Source organism: Exiguobacterium qingdaonense, assembly GCF_018617855.1.
In the GTDB taxonomy this organism is placed as follows: Bacteria; Bacillota; Bacilli; order Exiguobacteriales; family Exiguobacteriaceae; genus Exiguobacterium; species Exiguobacterium qingdaonense.
Genome location: NZ_JACSKY010000004.1, coordinates 160,078 through 180,676, shown reverse-complemented (window position 1 = coordinate 180,676; position 20,599 = coordinate 160,078). Strand labels below are relative to the sequence as shown.

Below are 20,599 nucleotides of genomic sequence, written 5' to 3'. Positions count from 1 at the left end.
GATGGCAGAACGCGTAGAAGAACTACGAAAAGTATTGAATCAATACGGATATGAATATTACGTCCTTGACCGTCCGAGTGTGCCAGACTCGGAGTATGATCGTTTGATGAACGAATTGATTCAAATCGAGACAGACCACCCGGAACTACTAACACCGGATTCCCCGACGCAACGCGTTGGAGGAGCACCGCTTGACGCCTTCGTCAAAGTCACACATGACACACCGATGCTCTCACTCGGCAACGTGTTCTCGAAAGAAGAGCTCGTGGAATGGACAGAACGCATCGAAAAAGATCTCGGTCATACACCGACCTTCGTGGCGGAACTCAAGTTTGATGGACTCGCCGTCTCCTTGAAGTATGAGGATGGCCGTCTCACGAGGGGGGCGACTCGCGGTGACGGGACGACCGGTGAGGACATTACGCAAAACTTGAAGACGATTCGCTCGATTCCCCTTCGGTTGAATGAAGATGTGACATTTGAAGTCCGTGGTGAGGCGTATATGCCGAAACGTTCGTTCAAACAACTGAATGACGAACGGGAACGGGCCGGCGAGCCATTGTTCGCGAATCCTAGAAACGCAGCGGCGGGCTCACTCCGACAACTCGACTCCAAAATAGCCGCATCAAGAAATTTGGCATTTTTCGCATACGGTTTAGTCTCACAAGATGACCTCGTCGCGTCACACGACGAGTCGCTCGATTACTTGAAGCGGCTCGGTGTCGCCGTAAACGGAGATTATATGACGTGCCAAACGGCAGATGAGTTATGGGACTATATCGAGACGTATGTGACGAAGCGAAGCGAGCTCCCATATGAAATCGATGGGATCGTCATCAAAGTGGCAGGGTATGAAGAACAAGAACAACTTGGATTCACGGCGAAAAGTCCACGCTGGGCCGTCGCGTATAAGTTTCCGGCAGAAGAGGTCGTGACGACGATTGAAGACATCGACTTCAGTGTCGGTCGTACAGGGAAAGTCACACCGCGTGCCCGTTTCGCTCCGGTCTCTGTCGCAGGGTCGACCGTGACATACGCGACGCTCCACAACGAAGACTTCATAAAAGAAAAAGATCTTCGTATCGGCGACCGGGTCGTCATCAAAAAGGCGGGAGACGTCATCCCGGCCGTCGTGTCGGCACTTGCGAGTGAACGAAGCGGCGAAGAGCAGATGATTGAATTCCCGACTCATTGCCCGGCGTGTGGTTCTGAATTGATTCGACTCGAAGGGGAAGCGGATCATCGATGTGTCAATCCGGAATGTCCGGCCCAATTGCTCGAAGGATTGATTCATTTCGTTTCACGACAAGCGATGAATATCGATGGACTCGGCGAGAAAGTGATCACCCAGCTCCATGAAGCGGGACTTGTCCATAACGTGGCCGACTTGTATCGTTTGGACCGAAACGATTTACTTGGACTCGAGCGTATGGGTGAGACGTCTGTCACGAATTTGCTCTCAGCAATTGAGGAGTCAAAACAAAACTCACTCGAACGGGTGCTCTTTGCACTCGGAATTCGTCTCGTCGGTCAAAAGGCCGCCTCTTTGATTGCAGAGCGATTTGAGACGATGGAGGAGATCATTGATGCCACGGTCGAAGCCTTAACATCAATCGATGGGATTGGGACGAAGATGGCCGAATCGATTGTGCTCTATTTCGAAAAACCTGAAGCGCGTGAACTTGTCAGAGAACTGGCGGAATCGGGAGTGAATCTATCTTTTAAAGGGGCGAAACGTCCAGCTTCTGATGATGCGCCATTAGCTGGTAAAACGGTCGTATTGACTGGGAAATTACATGAGATGACACGCGGTGAGGCCGGCAAACAGCTTGAACTTCTTGGTGCAAGTGTGACTGGAAGTGTGAGTAAGAACACGGACTTGCTCGTCGCCGGTGAAAAAGCGGGTTCAAAACTGGCGAAAGCAGAATCGCTAGGAATCGAAGTATGGGATGAGGCCAAACTGCTCCATTATTTAAATGAACAAGCGTAAGGCGTTCGCTTCGGCGAACGTCTTTTTCGTGCATTCGGAAATAAATGGGATTGGATAGATTCATATAAGTACTCACAGGGTATAAAGTATATAAATCAAAATGCTAATATATTTTTGCGGTAGAACCATTTGATACCTAGACTTTCCTACACATCTCCCTCTTATTCCCCTATGTGGTGAAAGTCATCATCAGGACGACATCGACTCGTGCGCCTGTTTTCAGCTTAGAGGAGGGACCAACATCATGACACACAACATCCAGCGCTTCGTTGCCGTATTTACAATCCTGACACTTCTTTTCACCTTTTCCACCATTCACGTCGCACACGCTGAAACGCCCACGTTTCGTTACATCCAAGTGAATCTGACAGACGAGGAAATCGAAACACTATATGAATCAAGCCTCGTCTATCAAGACGTCACGTATTACGGGGTACGTGAGTCAGCGAATATTTGGCGATTTATGATTGATGAAGAGTCGGTTGACGATTCGTTGATTGACATCATCACACTCTATGATGCAGAGGGGGTTCCTTATACCTTTTCTCCAAATACCATCACTGAAGCATATCCTGTCGAAATAGAGGAACCACCTGTTGTCACGGAACCAGATTCGTCAGAAGAGGTGACGCCACCGGTTGAACCAGAGCCAGTCATCGAAGAGCCAGCGACTGAACCGATGCTGCCGATGCTTGCCATTGAAGCGATGAACGTCGCAGGTGTCGACCGAGCTGTTGTCGGAGGCGACATTTCCTATACGTTTATCATCGAGAACACAGGAGAGACGCCGTTGACGGTGACGGATCTATCCCATACGTATGGGAGTGGGGATGTGAATCATTTATCGATCGAATCGTTTAACGAACGTGTCTTCAATCAGTTGACTGAGCTGATTGGGAACGACGGACTTCTTCCTGGTGAACGAGTAGAAGTGACAGAAGTCTTATCGATTCCGACCGATTATTCATTTGACGACCATCCTGAGATCGGCAGTGTGTTTCGGGTGACAGGAGTGGATGAGTTCAACCGGGTCGTCACGTCAGAAAGTCCACAAATCATTCTGTTGCAACAGGCAGATTTCACTGTGAATGCAACGACTGAGAAGACGACCGTACAACCGGGAGAACTTGTTCGATACACGTACACTCTCACCAATATTTCAGATATCACCCTATTCCTATCCGACGTGATGCTCACTTGGCCGAGAGGTGCCTTGACGCAACATGAGCAAAGTCTAGCGAATGAAAAATTTATAAAGCAAGTCGAAGCAATTCCTGAGTTTGTGAACGGACTCGGCCCAGAAGAGGCGGTCTCGCTTTCATTTGAGTTTCCGCTCCTCTCTTCATATGACGTGAAGTCCGGGGCAGAACTACTTCAACGTGCCACGTTCACTTTTCATGTTAATGAAAAAGTGATGGTCACACGTTCTATTGATGCAGCGGTCACGGTGAAGCAACCCGTTCCGGCGAAAGAAGAAACGAAACAAGACGTTAAAAAACAGAAGCCAGAAGTCAAAACGGAGCGACAAGTCGTGAACGTCATCAAGGAGAACGAAGCCCCGCCACTCGAAATCGTCGATGAGACCGACACGTACGCCCAAGATTTGCTCCCGATGACAGGAGAGACGAATGAATCATGGCACACTATACTCGGTACACTGCTCTTTGCGTTCGGACTCCTCTTGTTGATTCGTCGTAACCATCCGTCAACCAAGCCATAAATTAAAATCCCTTCTTGCGCATGCGAGAAGGGATTCGTTCTGATTCCGCTTCGATACTTTTTTCACGGAACGATTTTGTTATAATGAACAAAGTGAAATGATGTTTAAAGGAGCTAGACATAGATGAAATGGAATCAAATCGTCATCCCGACAATCGCCTCTGCGCTTTTGTTGAGTGGATGTTCAATGAAAATACCGATGGGTGAAGAAGACGCGACACCGATCGGGGAAGAGACAACAGCCGAAGGGGTCACGCAAGCGATTGAAGCACGAGACTCGTATTATCAGATGGTCATCCCGTTCAAGCCAGCGGCAGCGAGAGGACTTGCCCAACGTCAGGTCAGTTCATCGCTAGAGCTTGAGGAGGTCGAACTGGGTCTCATGCGTCATTCGACCGATGCGTTCGACCCGGACAAGTTCGCCTATCAGGAAGGACAGCTGTTGAACGCGGAGGATGTATCTCGTCTGCTCGCACGGAAAGATAAAAGTAATGAAGGGTTGACACCATTGAACCCGGCCTATGCGGATGGCAAGGCGGAAGTCGAAGACGAGAAATTTGTCGAGGCAAACAAGAAATCGCCGTTATATCTTGCTTCAATAGTTGAACAAAATTACATGACGAAAGAGGATAGCGGCTATCGGTTGGGCGGCGTCTCGTTTGGACTCATATTGAATCGTGAATATGTTTTTCAAGCACCGAACTATGGACCGACATATACGGTCAAGTTAGATCAAAAGAAAGTGATCGCAGAAGGAGAACGGATGGCGGATGAACTCATCTCCGAGTTACGAAAGCGGGAAGATTTTAAAAATGTCGACATCAATGTCGCGCTCTATATGAAGTCGACGCAAGGTTCACCGACTCCAGGGAACTATATTAAATCTGCGTTTGTCGGAACAGATGACGAGGTCGCATCAGGTGACTGGAAAGCCATCGATGAGAAATATTATTATTTCCCATCAGCAACAGCGACGAACGACGTACGTGAGGACGCTCAGAAATTTACGCTCTTTAGCGACCGGATCGGCGACCTTTTCCCAGACTATAGTGGGATGATCGGGAAAGGGTTTTATCAAAACGGAGATTTGTCACGACTCGAGATGGATATTCCGATTCAGTTTTACAGTCGTGCCGAGCTTGTCGGATTCACTCAACACATTGTCGGCCTGCTTGAAAACCGTTGGGAATATAATCGAAACGTCCCTGTCCGCATCAACGTGACATCACTCGGTGGAGATACTGAAGTGACGATTGTGTTCGAGGACGGTATGGATAGTCCGAAAGTGTACTTCTAAAAAAGGAGAGGTTCGTTTTTTTGAAACGAATCGCTCTTTTTTTTCGTATAAAAAGTGATAGGTTAACCTTTGACCTTATTTGACCAAATGAGTAGAATAGAGTTAACAGAAACGGGAAAGGGATAGGTGAGGTGAAACGATATGGCTAAAAATTATTATGACGACCTCGGTGTTTCAAAAGAAGCATCCGAGCAAGAGATTAAACGAGCATACCGGAAATTGGCGAAACAATATCATCCGGATGTCAATAAAGATCCTGGCGCCCAAGACCGATTCAAATCAATCCAAGAAGCGTTCGATGTATTGAGCGACCCAGAGAAGAAGGCGAACTATGATCGATACGGTAGCCCGGATGGACCATCGTTTGGACAGGGGTTCGGCGGCGGCGGAGAGACTTATGGAGAAGGATCGTCCCAGTTCGAGGATTTATTCCGACAGTTTGGTGGCGGTTCACGCACGACTTCTCGGACATTCGGGTTCGAAGATATGTTCGGGAGCTTCTTTGACCAAGCAGTCGAGGAGGATTTGGATGAGACTGTTCGCGTCAACATCCCTTTCAGCCAATTGACAAAAGAATCAAAAGTAAGCCTTCGACTTCAGACGGGGACAGTGAACGTCAAAATTCCACAAGGTGCCTACGAAGGTCAAAAATTGCGATTAAAAGGAAAGGGAAGTCGGGTCGGACAATCTGGGAACCGGGGCGACGTGTACGTTGAACTTCACTTTACGGATGACGATACGTTCCGGCGCGAAGGGGAGCATATCGTGACCGTGAAACGCCTGCGCCCACTCGAGTTTTTGGACGGGGCGAGTGTCATCATTGCGACACTGGACGGGGGACGCGTGAAGTTGAAAGTGAAGCCGGGAAGCCGACCAGGGCAACGGATGCGGATTCCGGGTCGTGGTGTCATGACCGGTTCGAAAGTCCGGTCGGATCTGTTCGTACAACTCGAGGTCGACCTGCCGCTTGATGATACCTACCGTTCTGTTTATGAGCAAATCGAACGTTGATAGATTAAGGGGGAATCGTGATGGACTTTAATCGCTTTACAGATAAAGCACATGAATGCATTGTCAGTTCGCAAGCATTGGCGAAACAATATCACCATGGTGAAATCAACGAGTGGCATGTGTTAGCCTCTATGATTTCACAGACGGACGGAATCACACCGCTGTTGCTTCAAAAGATGGAGATTGATGTGTCTGAGATTGAAGGTGAAGTCGCACTTTCTCTAAAGCGTGCGCCGAAACTCCAAAACCCGGCGACACCGATGATCTCGGCTTCGTTACTGAACGTCTTGACGACGGCAGAGCGTGAAGCGACCGGGATGAACGACGAATACGTATCGGTCGAACATATTTTACTCGGAATATTATTGAATAGTAGTCAAGCACAAGCGATGCTCGAACGAAAGGGCATCACAGAGGCACATCTCCGTGAAGCACTCGTCGCTGTACGTGGGAATCGCCGAATCACATCAAAATCGCCCGAAGCGACGTATGATGTCTTGACGAAATACGGACGTGACCTCATTCAAGAAGTGAAGACCGGAAAAATCGATCCAGTCATCGGACGCGATAGCGAGATCCGGCGCATCATCAGAATCTTGAGCCGGAAAACAAAAAACAACCCGGTCCTCATCGGGGAACCGGGTGTCGGGAAGACGGCGATCGTCGAAGGACTCGCCCAGCGCATCGTTCGAGGTGACGTGCCGGAAAGTTTAAAGGATAAAACCATTTTTAGTTTGGATATGAGTTCTCTCGTAGCTGGAGCGAAATATCGTGGTGAGTTTGAGGAGCGTCTTCAAGCGGTCTTGACGGAAGTGAAGGAAGCGGAAGGGATGATCATCCTCTTCATCGATGAACTGCATACGATTGTCGGGGCAGGGAAATCGGAAGGATCGATGGATGCCGGTAACATGTTAAAACCAATGCTCGCCCGAGGTGAACTGCATTGCATCGGTGCGACGACGCTAGACGAATATCGTCAATATATTGAGAAGGACCCGGCGCTCGAACGCCGATTCCAACAGGTGCTCGTCGCGGAGCCGGACGTTGAAGATACTGTTTCCATTTTGCGTGGGTTAAAAGAACGGTTCGAGATTCATCACGGGGTACGCATCCATGACAATGCCCTTGTAGCAGCTGCGATGCTATCGAATCGCTACATTACGGACCGGTTCATGCCGGATAAGGCCATCGACCTCGTCGATGAATCGTGTGCCATGATTCGGACGGAGATGGAGTCGATGCCGGCCGAACTCGATGAATTGGTCCGTCGGGTCATGCAGCTTGAAATCGAAGAAGCCGCTCTAAAAAAAGAGAGCGATCCAGCTTCGATGAAACGCCTAGATGCGCTACAACAAGAGCTAGCCTCAATCCGTGAACAGTCTGATTCGCTACGTCTTCGTTGGGAGAACGAGAAGGAGTCGACACACCGGGTTCAACAAATCCGGGGCGACCTCGAGAAAGTGCGTCTTGAGTTACAGGAAGCGGAAAGTCGCTACGACTTAAACCGGGCCTCTGAGTTAAAATATGGACGCATTCCAGAACTTGAGCGAGAGCTTGAGGAAGCGGAACGATTGGCGGGTTCTGTGACACGCGAACTCGTTCGTGAGGAAGTGACAGAAGAGGAAATTGCCGAAGTCGTCTCGAAATGGACAGGCATCCCGGTGACGAAACTGACCGAGGGAGAGCGGGACAAACTCCTCAATTTAGAAGCGGTGTTGCATCAGCGTGTCTTCGGGCAAGATGATGCGATTCGATTCGTCAGTGACGCGGTCATTCGGGCCCGTGCCGGTATTAAAGACCCGAACCGTCCAATCGGTTCATTCCTATTCCTCGGACCGACCGGTGTCGGGAAGACGGAGCTCGGGAAGGCGCTTGCGGAAGCGATGTTTGATTCAGAAGACCACATCGTCCGACTGGATATGAGTGAGTATATGGAGAAACATGCCGTGTCGCGTCTAGTCGGTGCCCCTCCTGGCTATATCGGTTATGAGGAAGGTGGGCAGTTGACGGAAGCGGTTCGTCGTAACCCATACTCGGTGCTCTTACTCGATGAAGTTGAGAAGGCGCATCCGGACGTCTTCAATATCTTGCTACAACTGCTCGATGATGGTCGATTGACCGATTCGCACGGTCGTGTTGTCGATTTCAAGAACACGATTGTCATCATGACATCGAACATTGGAGCGGATATATTACTTGAGGCAGCGAAAGATGGGGTCATCGATGAGGACGAGGAGCGTCAAGTGCTCGACAAACTCCGTCGTCATTTCCGTCCGGAATTTTTGAATCGGGTCGATGAAACGATTTTGTTCCACCCGCTCACGAAAGATCAAATCGGTCAAATCGTCGAGAAGGCGGTCGGACGGATGAGCGAACGGCTCACGACGCGTTCCATTCACATCCAAATCACAGATGCGGCGAAAGCGTTCGTCGCGGACGAGGCGTATGAACCTCAGTTCGGTGCGCGACCGATTAATCGATACGTGCAACGGACCATCGAGACGAAACTTGCCCGTAGCATCCTTGCTGGGGATGTCGAAGATGGGCAAACGGTCGTCATCGATGTCGAAAACGGGGCGTTGACGTTACGTCCGTCGACGGTCAATGCATAAAGAAAGAGGAATCCAACATCGGATTCCTCTTTTATGTACGTTGACGTTTTCGTCTCAAAGCAGAAAACGGACGCCGATCATGACTGCACCTACCTGACTCTCTTCTCACAATCAGATGCATATCATCTCATCTTACATCGTGAGGAACTAGATAGGGATCTTTATTGTGAAACGAGGGGACGTTCTGGCTGATAGATGCAGTACGGTTCCGACTCCTTATAATCACCGGTGACCGCATAGGCCCGGGCACGTGAACCACCACATAGGTAGCGATACTCACAGTACCCACACTTTCCGTAATGGGTGTCGGGGTCACGTAGCGCCTTGAACGTCGGATGATGGCGATATATATCGGCAAGCGGTGTTGTTCGGACGTTTCCACATGGGATCGGTAAAAATCCGGACGGTTGTACGTCACCTGTATGTGAAATGAAGACGAAACCGTTACCGTCGTTCGTCCCACGAGGTGCCTTTGCCAAGTCATCGTGTGGGTGTCCGATTGGAGGAAGGCCTTCTGCTTTTCGCCGCTTATTTTCCTGTCTTGCCACCCGCCGATAAAACTGGGCTTCCGTCGTCGAGATGATGAACGGTGCCGTCTCTTGTAGCGAGAACGCCCACTTCAACACTTCCTCATGTCGCTCAGGGGAGATGGGTTGTAACAGGGATCCTCGTCCGGTCGGCACGAGGAAAAAGAGCGTCCAGACCGACACACCGAGGGACTCCACGAGTTTTGCCATCTCGGGTAAGCGGTCGACATTATATTCGGTCACCGTCGTATTGATTTGAAAAGACATCCCTTCTTCTCGGAAGTAAGAAATTCCTCGGAGGGTACGGTCGAAACTGCCGCGTGTCCCCCTGAAGTAATCGTGCGTCACGGCGTCTGGTCCATCAATGGAGAACGCCCAGCGTGACAATCCGGCCGCTTTCGCACGTTTCACGGCGTCATGAGTGACACGAGGTGTGGCCGAAGGGGTCATCGAGACACGCATCCCGAGAGAGGCGGCATACGCAGTCAGTTCAAACAAATCTTCACGCATGAGAGGGTCCCCGCCTGTGAAAACGAGAATCGGATTGTCCATCGCATGGATGTCACGAATGAGCGCTTTTCCTGCCTCGGTGTCGAGTTCGTTTTCGTATCGATGAAACTGTGCCTCGGCTCGGCAATGGACACAAGAGAGCGCACAGGCACGTGTCACTTCCCAAATGACGATGAACGGATTTTCGTTATAGTCGATCTGCTTCATACCGTCACCAACTGCTCGAGATTCAGCTTCGCGACAGCCTTTTTAGCGGAATCGACACAATCAGGTAATCCGACCCCGTGGAGAATGGCACCACAAGCCTCGACACCGTCCCATTTCGCAAGCGCCTCTTCAAAGGCTTTGACATCTTGTTTATGTCCAACTTCGTATTGTGGCATCGTTTGAATGTGCCGTTCGACTTTCGTAAATAGAGGTTTCCCGACTTTTTGAATGCGTCTCAGCTCGTCTAAAGCAAAGGTTGCGACAGAAACGTCGTCTTCATGGAGAAGGGGCGGAACATATTCTGATCCGATGTACATTCGAAGCAACGCTTTTCCTTGAGGCGCCATATGTGGCCATTTTTTATGCATCCAGCTACAAGCGGTCAAGGCGTTTCCTTCAGATTTAGCAATGACGTAGCCGGTCCCGTCCAATGCGTCGACTTCGGATTCATCGAATGCGGCAAGAACGGTCATCGAGGATGTCCGCTTCAGTTTAGATAAGCGTTCTGCTTCCGGGATATGAAGTAGTGAACCGAGTGCGTTAGGTGATGTGGCGATGATGATGCCATCGAATCGCTCGACTTTCCCATTGGCGAGTGTGACCTCATGAGGTCGGACAGACTGAACGACCGTCTTTAGTTCGAGCCGATCAATCGAAGGTCGGAGCGCTTCGACGAGACCACCGAGCCCTTGGTCGATTGACAGAAACTTTCCGGTGTCAGAAGGTTTCACACCGGCTTGAACGGGAGGGGTGAGTGCTTTCATCCCGAGAATCAGACTGCGAGTTTTTTGTTCAATCGTGATAAACTGAGGGAAAGTAGACTCGATACTCATATCATCAAGCGTACCGTTGTATATTCCGGACAGAAGGGGCTCAATCATCGAATCGACGACTTCTGAACCGAGTCTCGTTCGAAAGAAGCGGTCGAGCGAGATGTCCTCGCCTTCATAGACGCGTGGAATGACAAGGTCGAATCCTGCACGAAACTTTCCTTTCCATGTGAAGAGATCTGTTTTGACCATTGGCCAAAACTTAGTCGGAATCCCCATGACCGAACCGGCCGGCATCTGTCTCAATTGGTTACGTACGTAAATGTAAGATGTCCCGGTCTTGGACCGGACGAGCCGATCCCCGAGACCGAGGTCGGTAATGAGGGACGTCAAGGTCGCCTTTCGTGCCATATAGCCGTCCGGTCCGGTCTCTAACGTAAATCCATCCTGATAGATGGTTTTGATTTTTCCACCGAGTCGGTCTTGAGCGTCAAACAGTGTGACGTGTGCGCCGGCTTCTTTGGCATAATGTGCCGCGGCAAGTCCAGTGATGCCGCCTCCGATAATTGCGATGTGATTCAATCGATTCACCCATTTCCTAAAAATTGTTGTCGTATTAACGGTACAGAGAATATTGACGAAGATATAGGATAAGTATCACGGAGTTCTAGACAAATTTGTCACGAATTTAAGGGGGACGATGAGATGATTTCCTTATTGGTCGTCGCAACGATTGTCGTGATTGGCATTATCGGATTCATCGTAACGATGAATCGACATGGAGAGAAACTGGTTGGTGATGAGGAAGAACCGTCGATGATTTGGGCGGACGAGGACTGGTATAAAGAAGATGGACCACCGGACGGGTAATGTGATAAGATGACCCGGTTGAAATTTGATGGAACATGGGGTGATTGAATGAATGTACTCGAACAACAGCTGAATCACTTAATCGATGAGTGTCGTCCCTACACGGCTCAAGGGAAAGTGGCGGATTATATCCCTGAACTCGCCCACATGAAAAATGATTTGCTCGGAGTGGCGATTTGTTTGCCGGACGGTACGTATATTCATGCGGGGGACGTTCATCACAAATTTACGATTCAAAGCGTGTCAAAGGCGTTGACGCTCTGTTATGTCTTGATGGAGTTTGGGGAAGACTATGTGTTTTCCAAAGTGGGAATGGAACCGACGGGGGATGCGTTCAACTCCATCGCCAAGCTCGAGGAGACAGTACCGTCAAAACCGCTGAACCCGATGATCAATGCGGGAGCCCTCGCGGTGACGAGCATGATTTTAGGAGAAACGGCAGAACTGAAAATCTATCAGTTCCGTCAGTTTTTGGCGACGTTGTTGAATCGATCGGTCGAGGAGATCACATACGATGAAAAAGTCGCTCGCTCTGAATACGAGACGACCGACTTGAATCGTGCACTCCTCTATTTTATGCGCCACCATGGAATTGTTGATGGCGACGTCGATGAAATCATTGATGTGTATACGAAACAATGCGCCATCGAAATCGACTGCTTCGATTTGGCACGAATCGGACGCGTTTTTGCAGGGAGCGGAGAAGACCCGGATACAGGAGAGGAACTGATTCCGCGTCGGGTCGTGCGAATCGTCAAAGCCATCATGACGACGTGCGGCATGTACGATGCATCGGGTGAGTTTGCCGTCCGTGTCGGTTTACCAGGAAAAAGTGGGGTCTCCGGTGCGATTTTAGCGGTCGGCAACCATGAGTTAGATTTGAGTAATGTCGGATTTGGAATATTCGGTCCTGCACTGGATTCGAAAGGGAACTCGATTGCGGGCATGAAGTTGTTAGAGTTGCTGATTGAACGTTATACGTCGCGCTAAATCGATAAATGTTCCATGGATGAATCAAGTTCACGTTGCAATGTTTCGACTTTAGTATCATATGCGTGCTGTAGACCTTCGGGAGGTGTGAAGGCACGCCAACGTTTCAACAGTTGGTCATGGTCATTCATCTCACCGAGCTTGGTCTGCATCTTTTTTAGTGTGCGCACGGTGTTCATCGAGGCGTTCGATTCATAGTTTAGCAAGTATTCATGCAAGTAACGTTCACGTTTGACGGCTAAACGGATTTTGTGGAGTGCTTCGACTTGATCATTTTTATCAGACTGTTCATGATAGATGCGAACACGTCGTTTGCGTTCGCTTTTCGCCTTTTCTAACATCGGAGAGGCGCTTATTTTTTTGAACGCTCGAAATAGGGGGCCGCCGATGAAGCGACGGACTTGCTGATCGAGCGATGGGGTCATTTTCTCACTGACGCGCGCTGCGAGGATGGTCCGTTCGATGGCACGTTGTTTCTCTGCCGCATGAAGAAACGCTTCGTCGAGTTCGGTTTGAGAGTCGAACTGCTCGATGAGTACGTCGAGGTCGCGCACATGTCCGAGTGCCTCCATCAGTTGTTTGAGTTGCCGAAACGTCGCAGGCTTTGTTTCATAAATCTGCATGAACGTGATCAACTTTCGCAAATGAACGCGGGCACGATGAATATCTTCGGAATTGTTAAAAGAGAGGGCCTCGGTCACGTAATGGTTGAACGTGTTCCATGTTTCTAACAGCTCGAACTTAAGTTTTTCTGCATGCCGTTGATTCATAATTTTGTTTCCTTTCTGAAAAAGAGATGAGGGTTATCCATGTACCAAACACATTCATTAAACGAAAAAATAAAACTGTTTTTTACGATATTTTTTCCAATCCTAGTCACGCAAGTGTCTTTTTATTTGATCAGCTTTTTTGACACCGTCATGTCCGGACGCGCGGGAGCGGTCGACTTAGCAGGTGTCGGTGTCGGCTCTAGCCTGTGGATGCCGGTATATACCGGGCTCAGCGGAATCTTGCTGGCGGTGGCCCCGATTGTATCGCAAGCACTTGGCGCACGAGATCGTCAACAGATCCAGCGGACGTTGTTCCAAGGGATTTATTTAGCCATCATGCTCAGTGTCATCACGTTGACATTAGGCTCGGTCCTCGTACCGATCGCAATCGATGGAATGGGGCTCAGTACAGAAGGGAAACGAATCGCGACGCAATACTTAGTTGCCCTCGGGTTCGGTGTCTTGCCGATGTTTTTGTTCAACGTGCTTCGCACCCTCATGGATGCCCTTGGCAAGACGAGAATCTCGATGATCCTCATATTATTAGGGTTACCCATTAATGTCGGATTAAATTACATCTTCATCTTCGGAAAACTTGGTGTTCCAGCATATGGCGGTGTCGGAGCGGGGATTGCGTCAAGTATCACTTACTGGCTTCTCTTTTTCATGGCCTTTTTCTTCGTCAAGAATGGGAAGCCGTTCCGCGAGTATAAGTTTTTACGGACGACTGAGCGCATCATTTGGCTTAGGCAAAAAGAGTTGTTACAGCTCGGGACCCCAATCGGGCTCGCCATTTTTGCAGAAGTCAGTATCTTTGCGGCGGTTACATTGCTACTCAGCTCATACGGTGACCAAATCGTGGCGGCTCACCAAGCAGCCATTAACTTCGCCTCATTCGTATATATGCTGCCACTGTCGGCATCGAGCGCGTTAACGATTGTCGTCGGGTACGAGCTTGGCGCAAAACGACTACAAGATGCCGTCCGCTATGCAAAAATCGGTATTTCACTTTGTCTCGGGGTCTCACTTTTTTCCGGTGCTCTTTTGTTTTGGCAAAACGAGCGGGTCGCGGCCATCTATACGAACGATGCGACGGTCGTCGACCTCGCGGCCCACTTCATGATTTTCGCCGTGTTTTTCCAATTGTCAGATGCCGTCGCGGCACCCATTCAAGGGATATTACGTGGCTTCAAAGACGTCAATATTACGCTCGTCCTCTCCCTCGTCGCCTATTGGGTCATCGGCTTACCTCTCGGCTATGTCTTGGCGGAACATGCGGGGGTCGGACCAGACGGTTATTGGATCGGTTTGATTGCAGGACTCGCGGCCGGTGCCGTCCTATTATTCCTTCGGTTAGTATGGATTGTGCGGCGCTATGGGACGTTCCATCAGGTGAAATGATGCAAAGATTGTTCGCAAATGTGAACAATCTTTTACTTAACTGAATTGGTCTATACAACTATACTTTTATCGGTTATGATAACATGGAAGAAAACAAAAAGGAGTGGTGAACCGGTGGGGACGTTGATCAATGCCCATATCGTATCGGCGGAACAAACGTGGGAGCGAGGCTACATCAAATGGAGTGACCAAACGATTGACGAGATTGGGCCGATGGAACAATTTGAACAACAAGATGAGCACGTGATCGATGTCGCTGGGGCACTCGTCACACCGGGGCTCATCGATATACACATCCATGGAGGATACGAAGTTGATACGATGGATGCGGATGCATCGCGACTTCGACGATTGAGCGAAAGCATGTTACAAGAAGGGGTCACATCTTTTTTCGCGACGACGATCACGCAGTCAAAAGAGGCGATTGAGCACGCATTGGCGGCGGTTCGAGACGTCATTGAAGCGCAAGATACGACCCTCCTCGGGATTCATTTAGAGGGTCCATTCGTCAATGTCGAGATGGCGGGGGCACAACCGGCGGAGCATATAATCGACCCGGATGCCGAACAGTTTCGGAAATGGCAAGAGCTTGCGGGCGGACATATTCGACTTGTCACTTATGCACCGGAACGACCGGGAGCTCGAGCATTTGAAGCGGCACTTCGTGAGTCGGGTGCCATCGGTTCTGCGGGTCATACGAGTGCCACGTTTGAAGACAATAAACAGGCAGGCGTCAAACATGGGACGCATTTGTATAACCAAATGCGTGGGTTGCACCATCGGGAACCGGGAACGGTCGGGTATTGCTTGTTAGAAAGAGGCGTCATGGCAGAAATCATTCCGGACGGGATTCATAGTCGTCCGGAGATGGTCGATTTTGCGTTCCGTTTAAAAGGCGCAGATGAATTGATCGTCATCACGGATGCGATGCGAGCGAAAGGTCTACCGGACGGCCAGTATGAGCTCGGGGGGCAACCGGTCATCGTAGAGAAAGGGGCTGCGCGACTTCAAGCCGGGAATCTTGCCGGTAGTGTTTTGACGATGGACGCCGCCTTTCGGAATATCCAGACATATACGGGATGTACGGTGGAAGAAGCAGTCAAAATGACCGCGACGAATGTGGCCAAAGAATTTGGACTGACGACAAAAGGGGAAGTCAAACCAGGGTTTGATGCAGACCTTGTCGTGTGGGATGCCACGACACATGTTCAGATGACCTTCGTCAAAGGAAAAATCGTTTACGAACGGGAGGAACAAAAATGAACGTATTAGTCGCAAAGACAGCGAACGACGCGGAACGAATCGCCTATTCGCTCATGAAAGAACGGATTTCAGGGAAACATGACTTCGTACTCGGTCTCGCGACAGGCAGCACGCCGGTCGGGATGTATCAAATGTTTAAGCAAGATGCGCTCGATTGTAGTCACATCACGAGTGTCAATTTGGATGAATATATTGGTCTGTCACCAGAGCATCCACAAAGCTACAACCGCTTTATGAAAGATCGTTTATTTGACGAAGTGCCGTTCAAACAAAGTTATCTTCCTCAAGGTGATGCACCTGACCCTGAAGCGGAGGCGGCTCGCTACGAAGGTCTCGTCCGGAAGCTTGGTGTCGACTTACAACTTCTTGGTATCGGGGAAAACGGTCATATCGCATTTAATGAACCGGGCACAGCGCTTGATGCGAAGACACATGTGACCGAACTCGCCGAATCAACACGAGAGGCTAACCGTCGCTTTTTTGATCGATTGGAAGATGTTCCAACGCACGCGATCACCATGGGACTCGACACGATTATGAATGCACGTGAAATCATCCTTGTCGCCACAGGTGAACGGAAAGCGGAAGCGGTACAGCACATGATTGAAAGCGTGCCGACGGTCGACTGGCCGGCTACAATCCTTCAAGCACATCCAGGTGTAACGGTCGTACTCGATGAAAGAGCGGCATCTCGTTGTGCGGAAGCGCTTCAAGCACGAGGACAAGAAGCGGCAACACGGTTTTTCACGATTCGTACTTAATGGACCTGCGGAGATTTTCCGTAGGTTTTTTTGTTTTCAACTACGGGAAAATATAAGAAACAAAATTGTCATCAAAACGTTTTCGACAAAGTTCACACTTTCCTCTATAATGAGTGAAGCTCAATATTTTGACTCGAAGGAGACGATCATGAATTCTAGAACACATACTCGTAGACAGCGCAAAGGTCCGTCTGCGTTTTATAAGGTATTTAGTTCCCTCGTGCTGATTGCGATTATTGTGGGGTCTAGCATTTACGGTACAGCTTTTTATAAAGCACACAATATGTTGTCCGGAACCCAGGTCACGTTAGAAGATGATCCGATGGTGGAACCGACTCGTTTTGATAAAGAAGATACGGAGTCGTTCTTAGTTTTAGGGACGGACCTCTCCCCTCAAAAGAAAGCGCGCGGAGAGTTCGGACGATCGGATGTTATGATTGTCGTCATCTTGAACAAGAAAGAAAAACAGACGACGATGCTCAGTATCCCGCGTGACTCATATGTCAATATCGACTACACGGGTTATAATATCCCTTACGGAAAGACAGGACTTGACCAAGACAAGATTACACACGCCTACTACTTCGGTTCGATGGATGAATCGAATCCAAACAATGGGATGCGGATGGCGACGAACACGATTGAAGACTTGGTCGGCATTGAAATTGATCATGTCGTCTCTCTCAACTTCCAAGGATTCGTCGACTTCATCGATGCGGTAGGTGGCGTTGAAATCGATGTCCCGTTCTCATCACAACAAAACAGTTATGATGCGACACGTGAGACGGTTCAAATCGAACAGGGACTTCAACAACTCTCTGGTGAAGAGGCGCTCGCCTACGTCCGAAATCGATACGACGACCCGCGCGGAGACATCGGACGTGGACAACGTCAGATGGAGGTCATTAACGCCGTTCTCGAACAATCACTTGGCACGTCACTCATCAATAACTATGATAAGGTCTTGAAAGCCGTCGGTGACAATATGCAGACGACACTCGGACCGAATGACTATATGCGTTTGATTGAAGATGTCGGGGCATTGAATAATACGGTTCAGTATCAACTGACCGGTGAGGGTGCTCGGGCAGATGATGGACACTTTTATTATTTCTTGAACGAACCACTTCTTGAAGAAGTGCGTTATCGTGTCCAACAAGCGGATGCAGGAAATCGAGTTGAAACGATGTCGGATACAGAATTAGAATCTTACACGTTAGACCCGTATGGAGTGACGTACGAAGCGCAATAAACATGTAAAACGCTCAGAATTCATTTTCTGAGCGTTTTTTTATATGGTTGCTAATCTCAAGACAGAGCGATTTCTTTGAATTTGATTTGGTCGTTGATGTTTCCACTAAAAAATTTGGCATCACCGTACAGACAACGATATTTTAGGTTTTATATGAATCAAAAAGTGGACCGAAACTGTAATGCTGATTCGTCCGTTATATGCGATCCATCGCGACGGTCAAAGAGTACGAGTCTCCACGAAAGAGAGAACGACTATATTCAAACATTTCGCCATCCTCGAGATACGTCCGTTGGTCAATCAATAGGACCGGGGCATTTGGAGAAATGGTTAACAACGTGGCTTCTTCGGTATCGGCGCTTCGCGCTTCGAGTGTCTGCGTGGCATTCTTCAGACGTAAGCCGTGTTGTTCGGCGTATGCATAAATCGACCCAGTGGCGTCCTTTTCCGTCAGGGCAGGCAATAAACGGACGGGGATATATGCGGTTTCGAGAGCAAGTGGATTGTCATCGGCGAGTCGAAGCCGCTTCATTTCGTACACGGGTGTCTGGTTCGGGATGCTTAGTTGCTGAGCGATGCGGTCGGTTGCAGGGATGATCTCGTACGACAAGAGGCGACTGAGCGGTCGCATCCCTCGATGTTTGATTTCCTCAGAAAAACTCGTCAATCCGGATAATGTCATCGCAATCTTCTGACTCGCGACGAACGTGCCCCGTCCTTTTTGACGCCTTAAATATCCGGCGTTGACGAGGTTCATGATCGCTTGGCGAATCGTCATCCGACTGACTTGAAATTGTTCGGAAAATTCTCGTTCTGAAGGTAAGGTGTCTCCTGGCTTTAACAATCCGTCATCAATTTGTTGCTTTAAGTACGCTTCAATTTGATAATAAATAGGTAACGGAGACTGTTTATCAATTTCTAACATATCATTTCGCTCCTGACTGAGAAGTTGTATGTTTCATTATAGACGAAATTAAACTAGTTGTCTGAACAGATTATAGAGAAAAGGTGGAGGAGAAGATGAGTCAACACACATTAGAAACAATCGTGACTGCAACTAAAACGGATCAATCAGGGTATTGGCACACACTTAAGAACAGTCCTTTTTATGCAGAAGGCGGCGGACAACCGGCTGATCGGGGCTGGATTGGAACGCATCATGTATTGGATGTACAAATCAAGGATGGTGAGGTGTGGCATCTTTTGTCAGAAGCATTTCCTGCTGGCACATCGGTAGAGGCTCGAATCGATGAGGGTGTGAGACGGGATCATTCGATTCAGCATACTGCTCAACATCTTTTGACGGCAATATTAGAAGATCGTCACGGCATTCGTACGCTCAGCTTTGGAATCGGGGAAGAAGATTCATCCATCGAGATTGATACGGCAGAGATGGACTGGGCACAAGTTGAAGCACTTGAAGAAGAGGTACAGCAACTCATCTTTGAAAACCATCCGATTCATGTTTATGAGATTCCGGAAACAGAAGTAGACCGGACGCGCTTACGGAAAGAAACCGACCGCACAGGAATGATTCGAATCGTTGAAATTGAAGGGCTTGATTATAACGCGTGTGGGGGTACACATGTAAAAACGACTGGGCAACTCGGTATGATTCAAGTGACGACGCTCAAAAAAGTGAGAGGAAATATCCGATTGACATACGTGGCCGGGAATCGGGCGCTAAAAGCGACCCAACGAGCACGTGAGGCGCTACGTTCAATCCATCATACGCTCTCGACGACGAATGAATCCGTGGCGGCCCGTGTGATTGAAGAACATACGATCCGTCTAGAACGAGAGCGGGAGATTAAGGCGCTCGAAGGACGAATTGCGAAAGCAAAAGTAGAGGCCGTTATAAAAGAGGACAACTATGTGGCGTTACATGTAGGACGTACAGAAGCCGAGACGTTGACGACTGCAATTGTCGAACAGATTGCAGCGACTGGTCGAATTGCGGTCGGCGCCAACTATGGCACGAACAAACTGTTTGTCATGCACGATGGGACCCATGATCTCCCGGTCGGTACATTTCTCCGAGCAGCACTACAACAGATGCAGATTGGTCGCGGCGGCGGGAATCATAAACAAGCGCAAGCACGATTCACATCCGTGGTGGAACTGGAGCGGGCTATGAAAGAAATTGTCGAACGATTGCAGGAAGGGGTGCTCCCATGTTGACGATTCAATCTGGAAAAGACACAATGTTGATTGAACAAGCCAGACAAGTAAGGGAGATCGTATTTATCCAGGAACAAGGAATCGATCCGAGTTTAGAGTATGACGACCTAGACGATGCGTGTATACATGTTGTCGGTCTTCTGGACTCCGAGCCTGTGACGACGGCACGCCTTCGTCCCGTCGATGCAAAGGTCGGAAAAGTGGAGCGGGTGGCGACGATTCAGTCGGCGCGGGGACAAGGATATGCGAAGGATATTATGAACGAGGTCGAACGTGTCGCGAAACGTCAAGGGTTGGTCGAATTACGATTAGGCGCACAACTGACAGCACTCCCATTTTATGAAAAAATCGGGTATGAGGCGTTTGGCGATGAATTTATGGATGCGTTCATCCCACATCGAATGATGAAAAAAACATGCTAACTCTTTTTTTGAAATATCCCATTTTTCTAAAAAAAGGTTGGCAAGA

Annotated in this window: 17 protein-coding genes; 13 read left to right on the top strand and 4 right to left on the bottom strand. The window is 49.2% G+C overall.

Annotated features, from left to right (window positions below; translation table 11 throughout):
- Nucleotide 1: 1 nt before the first annotated feature.
- The 5 genes from ligA (at nt 2) to clpB (ending at nt 8,629) form a co-directional block, all read left to right on the top strand.
- A complete protein-coding gene (gene ligA / locus KNP00_RS07215) occupies nt 2–1,990 on the top strand; it encodes an NAD-dependent DNA ligase LigA (protein WP_215143627.1) in 1,989 nt (662 codons plus the stop codon).
- A gap of 244 nt (nt 1,991–2,234) precedes the next feature.
- Nucleotides 2,235–3,710, top strand: a complete 1,476-nt coding sequence (locus KNP00_RS07210) for an LPXTG cell wall anchor domain-containing protein (RefSeq protein ID WP_215143625.1) — start codon at nt 2,235–2,237, stop codon at nt 3,708–3,710.
- A gap of 123 nt (nt 3,711–3,833) precedes the next feature.
- Complete coding sequence (locus KNP00_RS07205; protein WP_215143623.1) at nt 3,834–5,006, top strand: CamS family sex pheromone protein; 1,173 nt, start codon at nt 3,834–3,836, stop codon at nt 5,004–5,006.
- Between the two features lie 141 nt (nt 5,007–5,147).
- Nucleotides 5,148–6,017 carry a DnaJ C-terminal domain-containing protein gene (locus KNP00_RS07200; protein ID WP_215143621.1) on the top strand — a complete coding sequence of 290 codons (870 nt, stop codon included), beginning with the start codon at nt 5,148–5,150 and terminating at the stop codon, nt 6,015–6,017.
- Nucleotides 6,018–6,037: 20 nt separating this feature from the next.
- Complete coding sequence (clpB, locus tag KNP00_RS07195) at nt 6,038–8,629, top strand: ATP-dependent chaperone ClpB (protein WP_215143619.1); 2,592 nt, start codon at nt 6,038–6,040, stop codon at nt 8,627–8,629.
- A 161-nt stretch (nt 8,630–8,790) separates the two neighbouring features.
- Here the strand turns inward: clpB and KNP00_RS07190 are convergent, their stop codons facing one another.
- Together KNP00_RS07190 and hemG are read right to left on the bottom strand one after the other, a co-directional pair.
- The gene (locus KNP00_RS07190; protein ID WP_215143616.1) at nt 8,791–9,873 is read right to left on the bottom strand and encodes a TIGR04053 family radical SAM/SPASM domain-containing protein; all 1,083 of its coding nucleotides are present in this window, start codon (nt 9,871–9,873) and stop codon (nt 8,791–8,793) included.
- On the bottom strand, nt 9,870–11,249 hold the full coding sequence (gene hemG, locus KNP00_RS07185) for a protoporphyrinogen oxidase (protein ID WP_338082266.1): 1,380 nt from the start codon (nt 11,247–11,249) through the stop codon (nt 9,870–9,872). The genes KNP00_RS07190 and hemG overlap by 4 nt, the downstream gene beginning before the upstream one ends.
- A gap of 99 nt (nt 11,250–11,348) precedes the next feature.
- On the opposite strand from hemG, the gene KNP00_RS07180 reads away from it, so the two are divergent.
- Both KNP00_RS07180 and glsA read left to right on the top strand, forming a co-directional pair.
- The gene (locus KNP00_RS07180; RefSeq protein WP_215143613.1) at nt 11,349–11,513 is read left to right on the top strand and encodes a hypothetical protein; all 165 of its coding nucleotides are present in this window, start codon (nt 11,349–11,351) and stop codon (nt 11,511–11,513) included.
- A 48-nt stretch (nt 11,514–11,561) separates the two neighbouring features.
- Nucleotides 11,562–12,503, top strand: a complete 942-nt coding sequence (gene glsA, locus KNP00_RS07175) for a glutaminase A (protein WP_215143611.1) — start codon at nt 11,562–11,564, stop codon at nt 12,501–12,503.
- Here the strand turns inward: glsA and KNP00_RS07170 are convergent.
- Nucleotides 12,500–13,273 (bottom strand): CHAD domain-containing protein, encoded by a 774-nt coding sequence (locus KNP00_RS07170; protein ID WP_215143609.1) that lies wholly within the window; start codon nt 13,271–13,273, stop codon nt 12,500–12,502. The two genes, glsA and KNP00_RS07170, sit on opposite strands and share 4 nt — an antisense overlap.
- A 39-nt stretch (nt 13,274–13,312) precedes the next feature.
- Here KNP00_RS07170 and KNP00_RS07165 point away from each other — a divergent pair, with 39 nt between their 5' ends.
- From KNP00_RS07165 to KNP00_RS07150, 4 genes are all read left to right on the top strand, one after another.
- Complete coding sequence (locus tag KNP00_RS07165; RefSeq protein ID WP_215143607.1) at nt 13,313–14,674, top strand: MATE family efflux transporter; 1,362 nt, start codon at nt 13,313–13,315, stop codon at nt 14,672–14,674.
- 114 nt (nt 14,675–14,788) lie between these two features.
- Nucleotides 14,789–15,937, top strand: a complete 1,149-nt coding sequence (nagA, locus tag KNP00_RS07160) for an N-acetylglucosamine-6-phosphate deacetylase (RefSeq protein WP_215143605.1) — start codon at nt 14,789–14,791, stop codon at nt 15,935–15,937.
- Entirely contained in the window at nt 15,934–16,698 is a 765-nt protein-coding gene (gene nagB, locus KNP00_RS07155; protein WP_215143603.1) for a glucosamine-6-phosphate deaminase, read from the top strand. The genes nagA and nagB overlap by 4 nt, the downstream gene beginning before the upstream one ends.
- Before the next feature lie 148 nt (nt 16,699–16,846).
- Complete coding sequence (locus KNP00_RS07150) at nt 16,847–17,950, top strand: LCP family protein (protein ID WP_215143601.1); 1,104 nt, start codon at nt 16,847–16,849, stop codon at nt 17,948–17,950.
- A 196-nt stretch (nt 17,951–18,146) separates the two neighbouring features.
- Here the strand turns inward: KNP00_RS07150 and KNP00_RS07145 are convergent, their stop codons facing one another.
- Nucleotides 18,147–18,875: a GntR family transcriptional regulator gene (locus KNP00_RS07145; RefSeq protein WP_215143600.1), complete on the bottom strand. Its 729-nt coding sequence runs from the start codon at nt 18,873–18,875 to the stop codon at nt 18,147–18,149.
- A gap of 95 nt (nt 18,876–18,970) precedes the next feature.
- Between KNP00_RS07145 and KNP00_RS07140 the strand changes: the two genes are divergently transcribed.
- Both KNP00_RS07140 and KNP00_RS07135 read left to right on the top strand, forming a co-directional pair.
- On the top strand, nt 18,971–20,131 hold the full coding sequence (locus tag KNP00_RS07140) for an alanyl-tRNA editing protein (protein WP_215143599.1): 1,161 nt from the start codon (nt 18,971–18,973) through the stop codon (nt 20,129–20,131).
- Nucleotides 20,125–20,553 (top strand): GNAT family N-acetyltransferase, encoded by a 429-nt coding sequence (locus tag KNP00_RS07135; protein ID WP_215143598.1) that lies wholly within the window; start codon nt 20,125–20,127, stop codon nt 20,551–20,553. The genes KNP00_RS07140 and KNP00_RS07135 overlap by 7 nt, the downstream gene beginning before the upstream one ends.
- The last annotated feature ends 46 nt before the right edge of the window (nt 20,554–20,599 follow it).